The 16,392-nt window shown below is 42.6% G+C and carries 13 protein-coding genes; all 13 read left to right on the top strand.

The window, feature by feature from the left end:
• Positions 1-36 precede the first annotated feature (36 nt).
• The 13 genes from KAI36_RS19690 to KAI36_RS19630 all read left to right on the top strand — a co-directional run bounded on the left by KAI36_RS19690 (position 37) and on the right by KAI36_RS19630 (position 16,277).
• Positions 37-549: an RDD family protein gene (locus tag KAI36_RS19690; RefSeq protein ID WP_220025797.1), complete on the top strand. Its 513-nt coding sequence runs from the start codon at positions 37-39 to the stop codon at positions 547-549.
• 60 nt (positions 550-609) lie between these two features.
• Positions 610-762 carry a hypothetical protein gene (locus tag KAI36_RS19685; RefSeq protein WP_023989850.1) on the top strand — a complete coding sequence of 51 codons (153 nt, stop codon included), beginning with the start codon at positions 610-612 and terminating at the stop codon, positions 760-762.
• A 19-nt stretch (positions 763-781) separates the two neighbouring features.
• The gene (locus KAI36_RS19680; protein ID WP_025720811.1) at positions 782-1,558 is read left to right on the top strand and encodes a hypothetical protein; all 777 of its coding nucleotides are present in this window, start codon (positions 782-784) and stop codon (positions 1,556-1,558) included.
• Between the two features lie 25 nt (positions 1,559-1,583).
• Positions 1,584-2,210 carry a hypothetical protein gene (locus KAI36_RS19675; RefSeq protein ID WP_025720810.1) on the top strand — a complete coding sequence of 209 codons (627 nt, stop codon included), beginning with the start codon at positions 1,584-1,586 and terminating at the stop codon, positions 2,208-2,210.
• Positions 2,207-3,700: a phage baseplate assembly protein V gene (locus KAI36_RS19670; protein ID WP_025720809.1), complete on the top strand. Its 1,494-nt coding sequence runs from the start codon at positions 2,207-2,209 to the stop codon at positions 3,698-3,700. Before KAI36_RS19675 ends, KAI36_RS19670 begins: the two co-directional genes overlap by 4 nt.
• A gap of 43 nt (positions 3,701-3,743) precedes the next feature.
• Positions 3,744-4,883 (top strand): pentapeptide repeat-containing protein, encoded by a 1,140-nt coding sequence (locus KAI36_RS19665; protein ID WP_220025796.1) that lies wholly within the window; start codon positions 3,744-3,746, stop codon positions 4,881-4,883.
• Positions 4,884-4,931: 48 nt separating this feature from the next.
• Complete coding sequence (locus KAI36_RS19660) at positions 4,932-5,474, top strand: hypothetical protein (protein ID WP_220025795.1); 543 nt, start codon at positions 4,932-4,934, stop codon at positions 5,472-5,474.
• Positions 5,471-5,944, top strand: coding sequence for a DUF4280 domain-containing protein (locus KAI36_RS19655; RefSeq protein WP_025720806.1), 474 nt, complete (start codon positions 5,471-5,473; stop codon positions 5,942-5,944). The genes KAI36_RS19660 and KAI36_RS19655 overlap by 4 nt, the downstream gene beginning before the upstream one ends.
• A gap of 31 nt (positions 5,945-5,975) precedes the next feature.
• On the top strand, positions 5,976-13,418 hold the full coding sequence (locus tag KAI36_RS19650) for an RHS repeat domain-containing protein (RefSeq protein WP_220025794.1): 7,443 nt from the start codon (positions 5,976-5,978) through the stop codon (positions 13,416-13,418).
• Position 13,419: 1 nt separating this feature from the next.
• The gene (locus tag KAI36_RS19645; RefSeq protein WP_220025793.1) at positions 13,420-13,884 is read left to right on the top strand and encodes a YxiF family protein; all 465 of its coding nucleotides are present in this window, start codon (positions 13,420-13,422) and stop codon (positions 13,882-13,884) included.
• Between the two features lie 318 nt (positions 13,885-14,202).
• On the top strand, positions 14,203-14,982 hold the full coding sequence (locus KAI36_RS19640) for an RHS repeat-associated core domain-containing protein (protein ID WP_220025792.1): 780 nt from the start codon (positions 14,203-14,205) through the stop codon (positions 14,980-14,982).
• 20 nt (positions 14,983-15,002) lie between these two features.
• Positions 15,003-15,509, top strand: a complete 507-nt coding sequence (locus tag KAI36_RS19635; RefSeq protein ID WP_220025791.1) for a hypothetical protein — start codon at positions 15,003-15,005, stop codon at positions 15,507-15,509.
• Positions 15,510-16,064: 555 nt separating this feature from the next.
• Positions 16,065-16,277 carry a hypothetical protein gene (locus KAI36_RS19630; RefSeq protein WP_220025790.1) on the top strand — a complete coding sequence of 71 codons (213 nt, stop codon included), beginning with the start codon at positions 16,065-16,067 and terminating at the stop codon, positions 16,275-16,277.
• The last annotated feature ends 115 nt before the right edge of the window (positions 16,278-16,392 follow it).

Below are 16,392 nucleotides of genomic sequence, written 5' to 3'. Positions count from 1 at the left end.
TGAATAAGAAAAGTAAACACATTTGGAGGGGACAGCATGCTGTATGCGGGTTTTTGGAAACGCACCTTAGCTTATATCATCGATAGTCTTATTCTATGGTTTGTATTTTTAATAATTGGATTGATCTGGCTTGTGATTCGGACCTTAGGGGATTGGGTACCGTCTCCGGCAGAAAGCTCTTTGCTCTCAGATGGATCGCCTTATATTTTTACAATGAAAACAATAGGACAGACCTTGCTGAATTGGGGAGCTATATGGCTATACTATGCGCTTATGGAATCATCCAAATGCAGAGCCACGGTGGGCAAGCTGGCTCTCGGCATCGTTGTGGTAGATGAGTTTAATCACAAGCTGAGCTTTGGACGTGCAAGTGCCCGCTACTGGAGTAAGCTTATATCGGTCATCATTTTGTTCATCGGTTTTATCATGGCAGCCTTTACGACGAGAAAACAGGCCCTCCACGATCTGATCGCTCGTACCTATGTTGTGGACAAACGCGAGCTGGAATATATTCTTCGTGAGCAGGCTCAACGCGGAGCCGGGATGTAAAGGTGGATAAATAGATTCTAAGATTATTATGAACCGTAGTTTTCAATCAGGGGGAGCACGATGGATATACGCAGATTTTTAGAAAAGAATATTCGCCTATTTACTGGATTACTTGGAGTAAGTAAAGCTCAACCCATCGATGATGCAGTTCCTGTTCCGCCTCCTGCACCCGGTGTGAATCGGCTATCTGTTCCCCTAAATAAAGAAGAATAGAGAAAGGAGGGGGAGCACCATGTTAACGCATATCGTTCCGAAGTTTGAGAAGGGCCGTATTCTTAAAACCGAGATGCTAGAGAACCTGCGAGACTACCCTCGCAGTTTTCTGGATATCCGGTATCAGGATTTTTCGGATGGCATCATTACAGGAATGAACGTAACTGTCGGGGAGTACACGCTGACCATTGGTAGAGGCATCGTGAAGCACAAGGACAGACTATATCTGCTGGAGCAAGAGCAGGAAGTGCCGTATGCGGCCACGGGGCGGCTATCGGTGTTGAAGCTGCTCTTTTTGGAACAAACAGATCGCCCGGATTTCACAGCCCATCATGCAGATATCGTGCTGGAGGATGAGGCAGAGATTGGTCTGGATGAGATGGAGCTAGGCCGATTCAAGCTCAAAGATGGAGCCGTGCTTCGCTCGGATTATCAGGATTTTGCTGACATGGCTACCGAATTCAATACATGGAGCGATATTTATGCTCCTTTTGCGGGTTTGGAGCAGAGTACATTGCGCCCAGAAACGATGCGCTACTTCGCATCCGAGCTGCTTAAAAGTGGTGCCACAGATCCGATGGATTGTATGTTTGCGCTCATATGCCTGAACTCAGAAGCCGTAGACAGGGAGTCCATTCAGCATTACATCGCAAACCGAAATGGTGCGGAATACAGAGATTATTCTCATGCTCAGTTGCATAGACAGCTAGTTCTTATTCTAGAAGGCGCCGGACGTGGAAAACGAACAGCAGGCCGCTGGCAGGGCGGCGGAGCAGGACGGATGATTGTGGATTAGAAAATCAGGTAGAGGAGTGTGCATTATGAAATATTTGGACGAAGAAATTGCCAAGCTGGAAAAGGAGCAACAGAACCCACAGATTCTGAATGAAACTTCTATTAACTCTGCAATAAATGATATAGAGCACACGGAAGAGGAGAAGTGGAAGGCTGAAGATATCATTAAAGGAGTAAAGAGAGGGAGCTTGGACATTGATGCCCTTCAATTGGAATTTGCAAGGTTGAATGTAATGAAGACAGGTTTAAGCATACACTTTCCAAAAGATTTCTTTGTTTGCACTCTTGAAACTGATGAGCATATGGTTTTTAGCAATGAAGAACATGAAATTAACGTTATTTTTAATTGGATAGAGGTAAAAGAAAAATTTTCTATGAAGCATATGAAAGATTCTATGCTTCAACAATTTCATGCGATGGAGATGCCGATCAGTTGGGTCGAGGATGATACGGTTAATCATGGCCTATTAGAGCCTCATTATTGTCTGTTCACCAATAACGTGGCTAATGGAGTCGTGTTCAATTATTTATGCTTTGTAGAAAAAGGCAGCCATCAGCTCATTATTAATGTGAACGGTAGTGATCGGCAACGAAACTTATGGAAGTGGATTACCGAAGGTATGATTTCATCACTGGAGGTGGACAGCAAATGAGTATGCCTATTCTTGCTTATGACAACGTCAAAATAAGTCCCTTTGAGCAGGTGAAGTTAAAAGAGTTAAAAATTATTCATCAGGTGAATGAACATGGCAAGCTTTCCTTTACTGGTACGATCACTGAAGGACAAAAGGATAACTATGTTCACTCCATTCAAGCTCAGACACCGGTGGAAGTATACCAGGTTTTGGAGGGCGGTGGACGGAAAGAGCTGTTTTGCGGATTAATTAGCATGATGGAAATTCAGAAAGTGCTTGATGTGTATTACCTTAAAGTGGAGGCCTATACCTACTCTTATTTATTGGATATGCAAATTAAAACCAGATCCTATCAGAATGCATCAGTTACCTATTCACGTCTGGTTAAAGAAGTTGGTAGGGGATATGACGATTATGATGTTAAATATTCCGCTGACCGTGATGAGAGTATTGGAAATTTTGTTCTTCAATATCACGAAACAGACTGGACCTTTTTAAAACGGATGGCTGCCCGTGTGAACACGGTGCTACTGCCAGTGGGCAAATTTAAAAGCATAAAAACATTCTTTGGCATTCCTGATGATGAAGCAACTGAACGCCTGGAAAACTTTAATTATACCGTCAAAAAGAATTTGTCAGAATATTTGGTGCATTCCAAAAACTATCAGACAGACATTCATGAGACGGATTTTGTGTATTACGAGATTGAAACATATAAAATATTTAACCTGGGCGATGCTATTCGTTTTCAAGATAGGCCATATTTTATCCAGAAAAGTATATCAACGATGGAAAAGGGACTGCTCGTTCACCGCTATACGGTGGCAAGTCGCTTAGGCATTAATCGTGCGAACCCTTATAACGAACGGATACGTGGTGCTTCCATAGGGGGAAGGGTACTGGCGATCAAACGGGATACAGTAAAAGTTCACTTAGAAATTGATAATCATCAGGATGAAGGAACTGCCTATTGGTTTCCATATTCAACAGTGTATGCCTCAGAGGACGGAAGCGGTTGGTATTGTATGCCGGAAAAGGGAGACAGCGTACGAGTGAATTTACCGAGCCAATGGGAAGATGCGGCTTTTGCCCTCAGTTCAGTCAATTCGTACTCGGAGGATTCTGCCCAGCGCGGAAGCACTTCCGGTGAGGGAGGAAGTACATCGGGGGCAAGTAGCAATTCTTCAGGTGATCGAATGTCTGATCCGAATGTACGATATTTCCGAAATCCAGCAGGGATGGAAATTAAGCTCACGCCAGATCATGTGGAGATTTCAGCTAACGGGGGACAGGCGCTTGTGAAGCTGGAGGCTAGTGGTGCAGTTACAATCATTGGACAAAAAGAAGTATCGCTGCATTCTAAAGAAAACGTAAAAATCAGAGCTGAAAAGACATTGATGATGACCGCGACAGATGAAATTGTAATTGAAAGTGATAAGGGTGGAAAGATCACTCTGGATCAGTCGGGAAATGCTAAACTTGCGGGTACTGAAGTGTTCACAAACTAATTTTCTCGTCAGCCTGAATTAGCAAGGGAGGTCCATATGAACGATGAAACGTCAGGAAGCTTTATTACATTTAAGAGAAAATAGTGTCCTGAAATATCGTGTAGAGCAGATTGCGGCTTTGCATGAATATTTGATAATTAATCGTGATGAACTTGCGAGGCAAATTCTTTCTGTTTTTAAGGATAGTTGTATACAAGCTCTAAACCTTCAGAAGAAATGTGATAAAGGAAAGATTCAGCATATACATTTTACTTTTTTCAGACATCGCGTGATTAATCATGATGCAAGCTGTCGGATATATTTTTATGATCATCAAGGCTATATGGACTCGGTAGAATGCGCGAAGGAATTTAATGCAAACTGGGTATTTAAATTTCTGGATATCTTTGAACGTCAGCTTACACAAGATAGTAAAAAGTATGTCAATAAAATTTATTCTGCAGATATATCTCAAATAAAGAGAGAAGAAGCATCGTTTTATGTAAACTACATGGCTAACTTGATAAGACATGTCATGAAAGATGCAGTAGAGACAGATGAGTTTTTAGCGTTAGGCAAGGACAGCGAGGTGTATATTCGTGTGGGTGAGTATAAGGATTTTAATGAGCTTGTGTATAAATTTGACTCTAAAGAGCAGCAAAGTGCTGAAGTTAGAAGCAGGCTGGACCCTAATGAAAATGATCAATATGCACACGAAAGTTTTAAGAATGTAGACCTCAGTCACATGTATTTCAAGTTAGTTAACTTATGCTACAGCCATTTTTCCAAAACTTCATTGGTAGGGAGCTATTTGGTTGGGTGCCCTCTCATCGGTGCAGATTTCCGTAGTGCTAATCTACAAGAGACCAGCTTGGATTACAGCTTAATCCATGGTGCGGATTTTAGAGGGGCCAATTTATGTAAAGCTCAACTAGAAGAGGTTCAGGGAAGTTTTGTTGTGCCCACAGAAAAGGAATTTCATATTCCCCCGTTTATGGAAACGAACTTTGCTGGAGCCAATTTAGAAGATGCGAGTTTCAAGGGAGCGGACTTGAGGGGTGCTAATTTTAGAGGGGCTTTGTTAAAACAGACGGATTTTTCCCAGGCCAATCTGGAAGGTGCATCGTTCTATCTGAAAGATATTCAATTGTTGAAGTTAAATGATCAGCAGCTTGATGGCATACAAGTATCTTCTAATGACTGATGTTCGCACTATTACTAGACAATGAATGGGTGTGTCAAGGAGGGGAATATGGAGTACTTTATCATTTCACAGGATAAAAGTCTTGAGGATCATCTGATCACATTCGAAGGACTAATAGCTGCCAACTCTACGTTGGAGGTAACAACGGATCAAGCAGACTCGATTAAAGACCTGACGGTTGTATTCGTAAATGGTGATGAAAACCGTGTTTGTCCGGATTTCATTGAACGTCCAGTACTACTCGTATCCGACGCGCTAAAAAAAGTGATCTCTATGTATGACGAACATGTGATTTTTAAGTGTGCTGTATTAACAAATATCAAAATGGAAACCCAGAGCACCTACTGGTTGATGCTTGTTGACAGATTGGACTGCTTATCAGATCAAACTGTTTTTGATAAGGCAGGAAGAATACAACATATTGTTATTGATTCGGAGAAGACACGTGGACATGCTGCTTTTCGCATTAAAGGTATTGATGAGACGATGCTTGTGATCAACCTGGACATAACTGAGAGCATGTTAAGGAGGGATTTGTTTGGCATGAAAATAGAGAAGGTAGAAACTTACAGTAGGAGGCTGTCGCTATGAGCGGAGACCAGAGTTTTGTAGTGCACGGTGCCTTTGCATTTTGTGATCAGGGATCAAGACCAGCGAGAATCATCGTGCCTGCGAGTCATGGGGAATACATACATGAACAGCCTCAACTGAATATTCATGACTTTTTTCCTGAGCAAAATGTTCGTCCCTTTGGAGTGTGCAAGAGTCTCAGTAACCCGGCAGTACAAGCTGAAATGAAAAAGGTGGAAGAAGCCGTCAAGGCCCCTAAACAGGATGTTGGCTGGTTTAAATCATTATTTATGAAAGAAGAAGATATTCCTCTCGAGCAGCTCCCTCCACCAGAATGTGTGGCTATGTGTACTCCTAAAATAGTAAGGCCTTGGGATTTTGGAAAAGAGGATGTCAAAGTGGGTCCGGCGGATGCGATGTTAAGCAGTTGCTGTAACTCCTGCTTGTTTGGTGGAAATATTTCCATTATTGATAATGGACAGCGCAAATAAGAAAGCCAATGAAGAGAGGAGGTAAGTCGTTATGGAAACTTTTTATGCTGGCTTAATACTGGATTTTCCTTATAACATTCAGAGGATTGAAGAACTAAATTTACTGCATAAAATGAATGAACATGCAGTTCTTCGTTTTAAAGCGATTATTCCTGATGCTCAAAGCGAAAGCCTGCAGAAAATGAATGTTGATGATAAGGTTTCACTTTTTAAAGCTCACCCGATAAATGCTGAAAAGGAAAATCCACTATTTAAAGGGATGATCAAGCGAGCAGCCGTAAAGTATGTGCAGGGAGTTCATTTTTTAGAGATTGAAGCTGTATCATTCACGTACCAGATGGATTTGGAGTGGAAGAAGCGATCGTTTCAAAACAAGCAAAAAACGTACGGGCAAATTGTAGACAACCTATTGGAAGATTACCCTGGAGCACATTGTTCAGATGAAACAATAGGGAATATTGAGACAGGGCAGTTACTACTACAATATGAAGAGACGGATTGGCAATTCATCAAGCGTATGGCCTCTCATTTAAATACTGTTGTGATCTCTGTTATGTCCGAAGAAACTCCGTCTCTTTTACTGGGCATACCAGAGGGGCAGGAAACTGGTAAGTTGGAAAATGACTCTTATACGATGCAAAGTCGTTTTGGATCAACAACCCAAATGGGATACGAGGCTAATCATACTTTGGTTAGTGTGGAGAGTAGAGTGGCATTAAGGCTGGGAGCACAAGTTGATTTTCAACATAAACCGTATGTTGTATGTGAAGTAGCAGCATCTGTTGTCAAAGGGGAACTGCTATATACATATACCTTAACTTCGCGAAGTACGATCAAAACCAATAAAATAATGAATACTGCTATACAGGGGCTTTCTTTGGAGGGGCGGATCACACAGATATCCCGTAATCAAATCAAACTGCATTTGGATATTGACGCCACAAATGACGATGCAGGTACTTGCTGGTTCCCCTATTCCACAGGTATGGACAATCAAAGTGCCTACATGATGCCTAAGTCAGGCTCTCCAGTCAAGCTTCATTTCCCAACAGCTTTGGAAACAGGAGCTATTGCGGTAAGCTCCGTTCGAAGAGGGGCTGAACAAAGCAAATATAGTCAGAAATCTTCCGATCCTCTTATCAAGTCATTAACCAATGACTCAGATAAAGAAATGAAGCTAACTGGGCAGGATATTGTATTTGCGGCTAATAGTCAGGAAAGCATTAAGTTCCAGCTTACAGGTGACGGAAAGGTAGAAATCCTCTCCGATACGGATATGTGTGTTAAGGCTGCCACGGATTTTAAAATTAATCTTGTCGGTGAAATGCCAGCTCCAAAACAAATTCAATTGACAGCTGGCGAACTCGTTGCAATCTCCCGTAGCCCAGTTGAAGGCGTAAATCCTGAACAGGTGATCTGGATCGAAGACACGACAAACGCTCAAGCTGCCACGATATATTATGAGGGAGAACCAGGTAAAGCACCAGCAGTACAATACGATGATAGTGCTCTAATTGCTCAGGATCAGCAGGTGATGGAACAGGTAAACAATAATGCGGCAGCTAAACGTCAAGCCCTCGTGAATAAGTTGGAGGCAGGCAAGCAAAAAGTAGGCTTTGGAAAAATAGCCATGATTATTGGAGCAGTGGCTGTGGGTGTTGCGGTAACTGTTTTAACAGCGGGTGCAGCCGCTCCTTTAGTTGTGGCTGCTGCCAGTGTCACACTCGCTGCAGGAGCTACAACGATGGTAGTCGCTGCCAGTGAGTCTAGTGAGGGACAGCAGGATATCGCCAAAGCGAGAGTAGGTGATCTCTCTCAATCGTATAACTTCATGCGAGATACCGTTCTGGGAGGAAATCAAGAGTTATATGATGTGGTTAAATATGGAGCTGTAACAGTTTCGGTAGCTGGAGTAGCGTTTCTCACTGGAGGTGCGAGTGCTCTCATCGTCCCTTCCATAGGTGGAGGAATTAATACAGGAATTACGGCTATATTTGATCCTAATGCCCATCCAGGCGAGACGTTGATTGGACACTACATGAGCAGCTTTAGTAATGGATTTATCAGTGCAACAGTAGCCGGGAAATTTATGACAGGAGTAAAATGCGGTACAGGTGCTCTCAACATCTATTCACGTCTAGTGGCAGGTGGAGTCGCAGCGGGAACGGTTCAAGATGTGATGAATACCGGACAAACAGATCTCAAATCTAACTTGACCCGAAGCCTTGTAGGAGGAGCATTTTCTTTTGCAGGTAATAACAAGATCAGCTCTTATCTATCCTCAGTGGTAGGCGACATGTCAGGCTCTATGGCGGATGATTACCGAAAGCATGGGAATGTCAAAGAGTCGCTAACGGTAGAGAATTTAAAAAAGTCTCTGATATCTAGTATAGGAAATCTTGTTACACGCGGAGATCCGATTGATGTAGTGAAGGGTAGATTTTATTTTACGGCTACAGATATGGTGGTTCAGGATATTGGTCAGATTGAGATGGTCCGAAGTTATACTTCCACCAACTCCATGACAGGCGGCACGGGGCGTGGCTTTACCTTTACCTATGAGAGCTCCATTCGGCGGGTGGAAGATCATATCCTGGTCATATGCACGGATGGACATTATGAACATTTTATTGAGCAAGACGGTCAGTGGATTAATGAGATCGGAGGAAAACAGGATTACAACCTCTCGGAGAATTCTGTTACCAAAGAGTATCGCTTAACCGATAAAGAGCGTCGAACTTATATCTATGATCAGGATGGACGACTGCTGAAAATCAAGGATCGCTCTAACAATGAAACGTTGCTGGAATACGATGTGCAAGGATTATGCAAGTTAACGACCCCAGGTGGTAAGGAAATCACCTTCACCTATTCAGGTGGCAAACTTTATAGTATCACTGATAATATAGGCAGAACAGTAAAGTACGAATATGAAGGAGATTTTCTGACTCGTGTAACGTATCCGAATGCGGGAGTGACGTCATATGTCTATGATGCTAAGGGAAGAATCGACGCAATCACGGACCAGAATGGGCATAGGTATGTCCGAAATCAATATGATCAACATGATCGGGTAATCAGGCAGTGGGATGCGGACGATCACGTTACGGATATTGAATACGATGAGGCGAAACGGAGAACTACTTTTACGTATCATGCCACAGGAGTCGTCGAGAATTTTAAATACAATACTGATGATCTGGTGACGGATACGTTCTACAGTGATGGAACTCGTGAGTCTTTTACGTACGATGCGCATCAAAATAAATCAAGTCATACGGATACTATGGGTCACACCACAAAATGGGCATATAATATCTTTGGTAATCTTGTGGAAGAAATCCGTCCAGACGGAACTCGTACTGAGCGTCAATACGATCAGGATCAAAATCTGACTCAGATTGTTGTTAACGGAGTAACAGAGAAATGGTTCACGTATGATGCCATGGGAAGGCTGATCGAAGAGAAGACCAGTATTGCGGATGGAACGCATGCGGTCATTTCTTATATGTATGATCCGCAAGGACGGATATTGAGCAGCACGGATGCACTCGGTCACACGACGGTTTATTCGTATGGAACAGATCATACAGATGCGCCAACTCAGGTGCAAGATGCAGAGGGCAATAAATACCTATATACATTTGATGATGCTGCGCGAATGATGAGCATTACCACGGTCTACGGCACGGTAGAGTTTGAATACAATCATTTGAATAAGCGTACACGCATCGTAGATGCTGAAGGCAACACTACATTAATGTTCTATGATAAGATGGGCAATTTGGTCAAAAAAGTGCTCCCTAACGATTATGTCGCCCGTATAGACAATGGCAAAGGCATCGAATATCGTTACGATGCGATGGATCGTCTGGTTCGGATGACGGATCTGGCTCAGAACGTATCCCGTACTCGGTATGACATAAACGGTAACATTTTAAAAGAGATTGAACCGAATTATTATAACCATGTTGAAGATGATGGACCTGGCACGGAGTATGAGTATGATCATCGGGGACGCAGGATCAAGGTAAGGTATCCAGATAGTGGCATCGCTCGCATGAAATACGATGCGAACGGAAATATGATCAAAATGATCTTACCAGAACATTATGATCCGATTATGGACGATGGACCTGGCACCGAGTATGTATATGATGTCATGAATCGCTTGGTTCAAATAACCGATGCAGAAGGTCATGTCAGTTGCCGATTCGTGTATGATCATGCAGGGCGCATAATAAAAGCAATAGATGCCAAGGGTTATGCTAGTGGAACAAACGATAGTGAACGTTTCGGCACGCTTTATGTATATAATACTGCTGGCTGGCTAATTGAAAAGCGTGAGCCTGTGGAGGAATCCGATCAAGTCTTGTATCGTCTAACCTTGTATCGTTATGACCAAGCGGGAAACCTGCTGGAAGAGAAACGGACACAAGAGTATGTTAGCGAAGCTGGTTATGCGGACAGCTATCAGAGTGTTGGTTACAGCTATGACCGGAATAACCGGGTGATCGTCATTGCGGATGATACTGGAGCGGAAATTCGCTATACGTACGATTGTCTGAACCAGAAGACGTCGGAAAGACAGAAACTGAACGAGCAAAAGGATCGGTTGATCCGCTACGAATATAACAAAACCGGATGGTTGCAACGGCGCGTAGAAGTGCTGAATGCTAATGATCTGACCGATCGTGTACCGGGCTTGGTGAATGCAGTTACATCTTATGGATATGACCGTAACGGCAATGTGGTCGAGATCGTGACCCCGGAAGGATATCAAACTGAGATTAGCTACGATGCCGTTGATCGAATGGTTCAGATTAGCCGCCGGGAGAGTACAGATGCCCGGACCAGCAGCGTCTATTTGAAATATGACCGCACGGGTAACGTGATAGAAGAGACAGATACGAACGGCAGCAAGGTAACCTATGCGTATGATCCGAGGAATCGGCGTATCCGTATGATCGGAAAACGTGGCGGTACGACCCGTCTGTTCTATGACAAGACGGGGAATATCGTGAAGCAAGTCACGCCGAATCAGTATGATCCGGCTATCGATGACGGTCCGGGGATGACCTTCATTTATGACCGCCTGAACCGGTTAATTGAAGTGGCTGATCCGTATGGTCAGATCATGGAGCGAAGCCGATTTAATGAGTTCGGTGAACTGGTTAGCAAAATGGAGAGTGGCGTTGGAGTAGAATACACGTACACCCTTGGTGGCCGAGTGAAGCAAGTGCTGACACCAGGGAGGGCAGGACAAGGCATTGTAAAGCAAGAATATATATACGATGCGGCAGGTAACATTACAGGCATTCGGGATGGTGAAGGCCATCTGACCCGGCATATTGTAGACGGCTGGGGTAAGATCACGGCTCTCCACAAAGCGGACGGTAGCACGGAGCATTACCGCTACGACTATGCGGGGAATATCGTCAGCTCGACGGACGGAAACGGTCAAACGACGCAGTATGACTACAATAGCTTGGGTAAGCTGTCTGCTATATTAGACCCGGACAAGCAGAAGATGCTGTACCAGTATGACACTGAAGGCCGCTTGGCCCGCCAAACGGACCGTAACGGCAAAGTCATTGAGTATGCATATAACTTCAATGACCAGTTGCTCAAGCGTCGTGAAATGTCGAGTGGTGTGGAAGAGTCCTATATGTACCGGGAAGACGGCCTGCTGCAAACAGCGGCAAACGAGCATACGCGATATGATTATACGTACAATGAAGATGGTTTGCTGACGGGCAAATATATGAGCAGTAGCAATGGAAGTACGAGCGCAGCGTTTGCAAGCCTGATGAGTAACAACGCGGCAGAAGATCGTGGGGCAGGTCGTAAAATACTGGCTTATGATTATGATGCGGAAGGCCAAGTGATGGCTCAGACCGATGCCGGAGGTAGAACGACCGAATATCGGTACGATTTGGTCGGACGTGTTTCTGAGATTCGGCAGGATGAAGAGCTACTAGCGAAGTATGGTTATGCGCATGGTAACCGTGTGGCTTCCATACTATATGGTAATGGTATTCATATAGAATACGACTATGATACGGACGGAAATGTCTCGAAGCTGCAAGCTCGATCACCAAACAGAAGTCCGCTCCTACAGCACCGTTACGAATATGATAACAACGGACATCAGGTCACCCGGGACGAAAACGGAAAACGAACGAAGTATCGCTATGATGCCATAGGGCAACTGGTGGAAGCGGAATACCCGGGATGGGGTACGGAATGTTTATCCTATGATGCAGTGGGGAATCGGCTAGGTCGGATGTGGAACGACCACAAAGCGAGCTATACGTACGATTCACGGAACCGTCTGCTATCGGTTTTGGAAGAGGCGCTGGGTGAAGGTTCGGATCAGGCAGCGGGATCGCAAGGGCAGCAGACGCGTTACGAATATGATGCGCAGGGGAACCTGCTGCGAGAGCGAAGCGGACAGGAAAGTATCTCATATGCCTACGATGCCTTTAACCGAACGGTGAAGGCAGAGAAGTCGGATGGCAGCTATATCCGTCATCTATATGATCCGGAAGGACTTCGTAATGGCGTAGAAGAGAACGGCACGCGTCGTCGATTTGTGTATGACGGCTGGTATATGGTGAACGAGCTGGATGAGGAAGCCCGAGTCCAGGCCTCATTTGTACGAGGACATGAACTGCTGGCTCGGGTGGACGAGGTAGGGAATCCGTCTTATTATGTAAATAACACCCATGGAGATGTTCTGCATCTAACCGATCGTAAGGGCGGAATATTAAACAGCTATGAATACGATGCATTCGGGAATACGCTGTCGATGGCGGAACAGATCGAGAACCGCTTCCGCTATGCGGGAGAGGCGTGGGACAGTGTAACGCAGCAGTATTATCTGCGAGCGCGATTCTACAATCCGGCGATTGCCCGCTTTACGCAGGAAGATACGTATCGCGGAGATGGACTGAATCTCTATGCATATGTGGGGAACAACCCGATCCACTACGTGGACCCGAGCGGGTACAAGAGCGAATGTGGTAAAGAGAATGTTTATGATGGTAATAAAAAGAAAGGTTTTTTAGATAATGAGGGGACGAAAGAAGTTACTGATAATCTAGGGAAGGATCCTTCACGAAAACGAGTATTTAATCAAGCAAAAATAGATGCTGGCATACCTACTTCTACAAGTCCTGTGAAACAAGGCTGGGTTAATGTTAATAATGGTGGTAAAACTGGTGAGGCCATGAAAGTATATAAATTTATATTGAAAGAGAAAACGGGCTTTGTGGAGAAATACATTATTGAACATAGAAATGATCCGAATGGTCGAGGTCTACACTTTCATGTTGCAGGTACAAAATATGAAGGTCAAGATTTATTTGAAAACGGTCAGAGATACAAGAATTTAGGTAAGGATCCAAATTTCCCACATATTCAAGGACATTATCCAGAAGATAAGGGTGGATTTAAGGAGGCGAAAAAGTAGATTGGAAGAAAAAAAAGAGAAGTTACAGAAGTTGTTGTTTCAAAAAGAAGTCTTGGCAGAAAGAAAAAAATTAAAAGATGTATATCTCAACGATTATCATATAATATTATCTGATAATCAATTTATTGATTATCAACAGTCAAATAATTTGAAAAGAAAAGGATACGAGAAGGTTTTTAGCAAAGAAAATTTAAGTTGCACTGAGTACAGTGAGGTTCTAAACTGGGTTAATGTAAATCGTTCCAAATTAAATTCACTAGTTGAAAAGCCAGTTGTCCTTTTTTATATGGATAATATCAGTGGAGGAGTGTTATTAAGTTTGGAATTAATTCTTAATAATATTCTTGGATCTGATATTGTTTTGACCTCAGACTTACTAGTTACTACTGAAGATCTGAAATATGGATTGTGTATAGAAGTGGAAGAGCACAACTATCTTATTACGTGTTGGGGTCTACTTATGTAGAAAGCTATAGTCTAAAACACGATTTATAATCCCATTGTCCAATAATAATATACTTGGTAAAATTGACGGTACAAAAATAGCTTTGTACTTACCAGATTGCAAGAGAATCGAGAAAAGACCAAGCAAGTTGGTTGGGTATTTTGAAATTTACAGAAGAATCACCCAATACAATCAATAGACCATAAACTTTAACAAAAATACGTATAACCACCTTTTAAAAGCTTATTCCGACTTGAATGTGTGAGTAGGAATAAGCTTTTTTGCGTTATCAGGTTAGTCATAGAAATTTCAGAACCGCTTTTACGCGGCCATGAGTGGTTGGCCCAGATAGACGAGGTAGGGAATCCGTCTTATTATGTAAATAACCCACACGAGGATGTCCTGTATCTGACCGACCGTAAGGGCGGAATTCAGAACAGCTACGAATACGATGCATTCGGGAATATGCTGTCGATGGCGGAACAGATCGAGAACCGCTTCCGCTATGCGGGAGAGGCGTGGGATAGTGTAACGCAGCAGTATTATCTGCGAGCGCGGTTCTACAATCCGGCCATTGCCCGCTTTACCCAGGAAGATACGTATCGCGGAGATGGACTGAACCTCTATGCGTATGTGGGGAACAACTCGATCCACTACGTGGACCCGAGCGGGTACATGCGCGACTGTGGTAATGGGAATGTTTATGAAGGTAAGGACTCTTCAAATGGAATACTTTTGGGACAAAAGCGTGTATCTGACACTTTCAATATGAATAGTGGGGCCCCAGAATATATTGTGGGCAGAAAGCTTGCGGATGTTGCTGAAGATTTAAGAACAGGAGTATTGCATTCGGACCAATTTGAAGTCAAATACTTTATTGATCCAAAAACGGGGAAAAAGGTTGCTGAGAGCAATAGAACCCTCACTGTTTTGAGTATGGCTGGTATAAAACCAACTAAAACAAAAGAAATAATACCGGATAAAGCCATATTAAATCGTTTGACAGAGGCTCCAATAAGACAACGCGGTCAAAAATTTGAGATGCCGGGTAGAAGTATTCCGATAACTCCTGGCCCTAAAAATCTCGAAATAATAGACATAGTCACACTTCCGGAGTAGTAATTGAAAGGAGCAAATCAATGGAAAAATCAATACTTCATGCAGTAGAAGTACCTTGGCAAATAAGCCCGTCTCACGATTTTATAGAATTTATAGGAGAGGAATCAGAAGTTAAAACAAAATTTTTAATTAATTATAACGCTAAAATAAGGGAGCGTGAAATTAAACATTTATGTAGACAGTATGGTAACGAAGAGAAAATACCAGATGAGATTTGGAATAGGGTTGGAAATGCAATTATAGAGATTAATTTTGCTCAGGTTCACTTTTTTAGCAAAACTGTATCACAGCAAGAATATGGACTGTTAGATTCAGAGAAATTTGATTTAAGTCAAATAGCAAATTTAGATGATGATCTGTGGAATGAAACAAATATTTGTCCGGATCCTAGCTTTTATGAAGTAATAAACTCAAATTTGAAAAGTAGATTAGGTATTGATTCTTTAAGTGTAAGACATTGGTTAATTTTAGGCCATGATGTTTTTTTTGATATATTAGCGCCATCATTTAACTGGGAAGTAGTTTAGTGAAGCAATTTATTCAATGTTTTATAATTAAATTTAAACCAATTAAGTTAATTGATTCTAAATAAAAAAATTAAAATAGCAAAACACCTTTTTATATAGTGATGATTGTTCTACACTGTCTTTTCACTAAAAAAGGGTGTTTTTCTTCTTTACAAATAGCGATTTATCCTATCATATCATGTAATTGAGTGGAATTTCTTTCTGCTGAATATGTCGGCAAACGAGCATACACGATACGATTATGTGTGAAGACGGTTTGGTGAACAGCAAATAATATTAGGTTAATAATAGTAGAAATATAAGCGTAGTATTTAGTAACAAAACTGCAGGAAATCGTAGGTCAGGCTGTAAAAATCCTAGCTTACGAATATGATACGCAAGGCCGAGCGACGGCTCAGACCATGCAGGAGACCGGACTATAGAATACAACTGATCTGGTCGGACGAGTGTCTGTAATCTTCAGGCTCAGGAGCTAGGATACGGCATGGTAACCGTATAGCTTCCGTTCTATACGGCAACGGTATTGAGATGGCATATGATTTGATGCAGACGGAAATGTCACGAAGCTGTAAACTTAATGGCCGGACGGAAGTTCGTTCCTACATCATCGTTATGAATATTGATAACAACGGTCACCAGATCGACCATAACGAGGAAATGGAAAAGAGCTCGGAGAAAGTATCCAAGGGCAAACATCAAGAAACTTATGGGAAGGTTATAGAAGATGCTTTTAAAATATTACTTGCTAAATTGTATTCTAAAGAATAGTGGGTGGAGTTTTGTTAATATAGAATTTGAATCATCATTTAAACCAATTCAAAACCAAGAACCTAAAAACTTTTGAAGAAATGTGCAATCTTGTCTTGCCAAATTATTATAAACA

The sequence above is a fragment of the Paenibacillus sp. S02 genome (assembly GCF_019454065.1).
In the GTDB taxonomy this organism is placed as follows: domain Bacteria; phylum Bacillota; class Bacilli; order Paenibacillales; family Paenibacillaceae; genus Paenibacillus; species Paenibacillus polymyxa_B.
The sequence above is the reverse complement of the archived record's forward strand: the minus strand, read 5'-3'. Positions and strand labels throughout refer to the sequence as shown.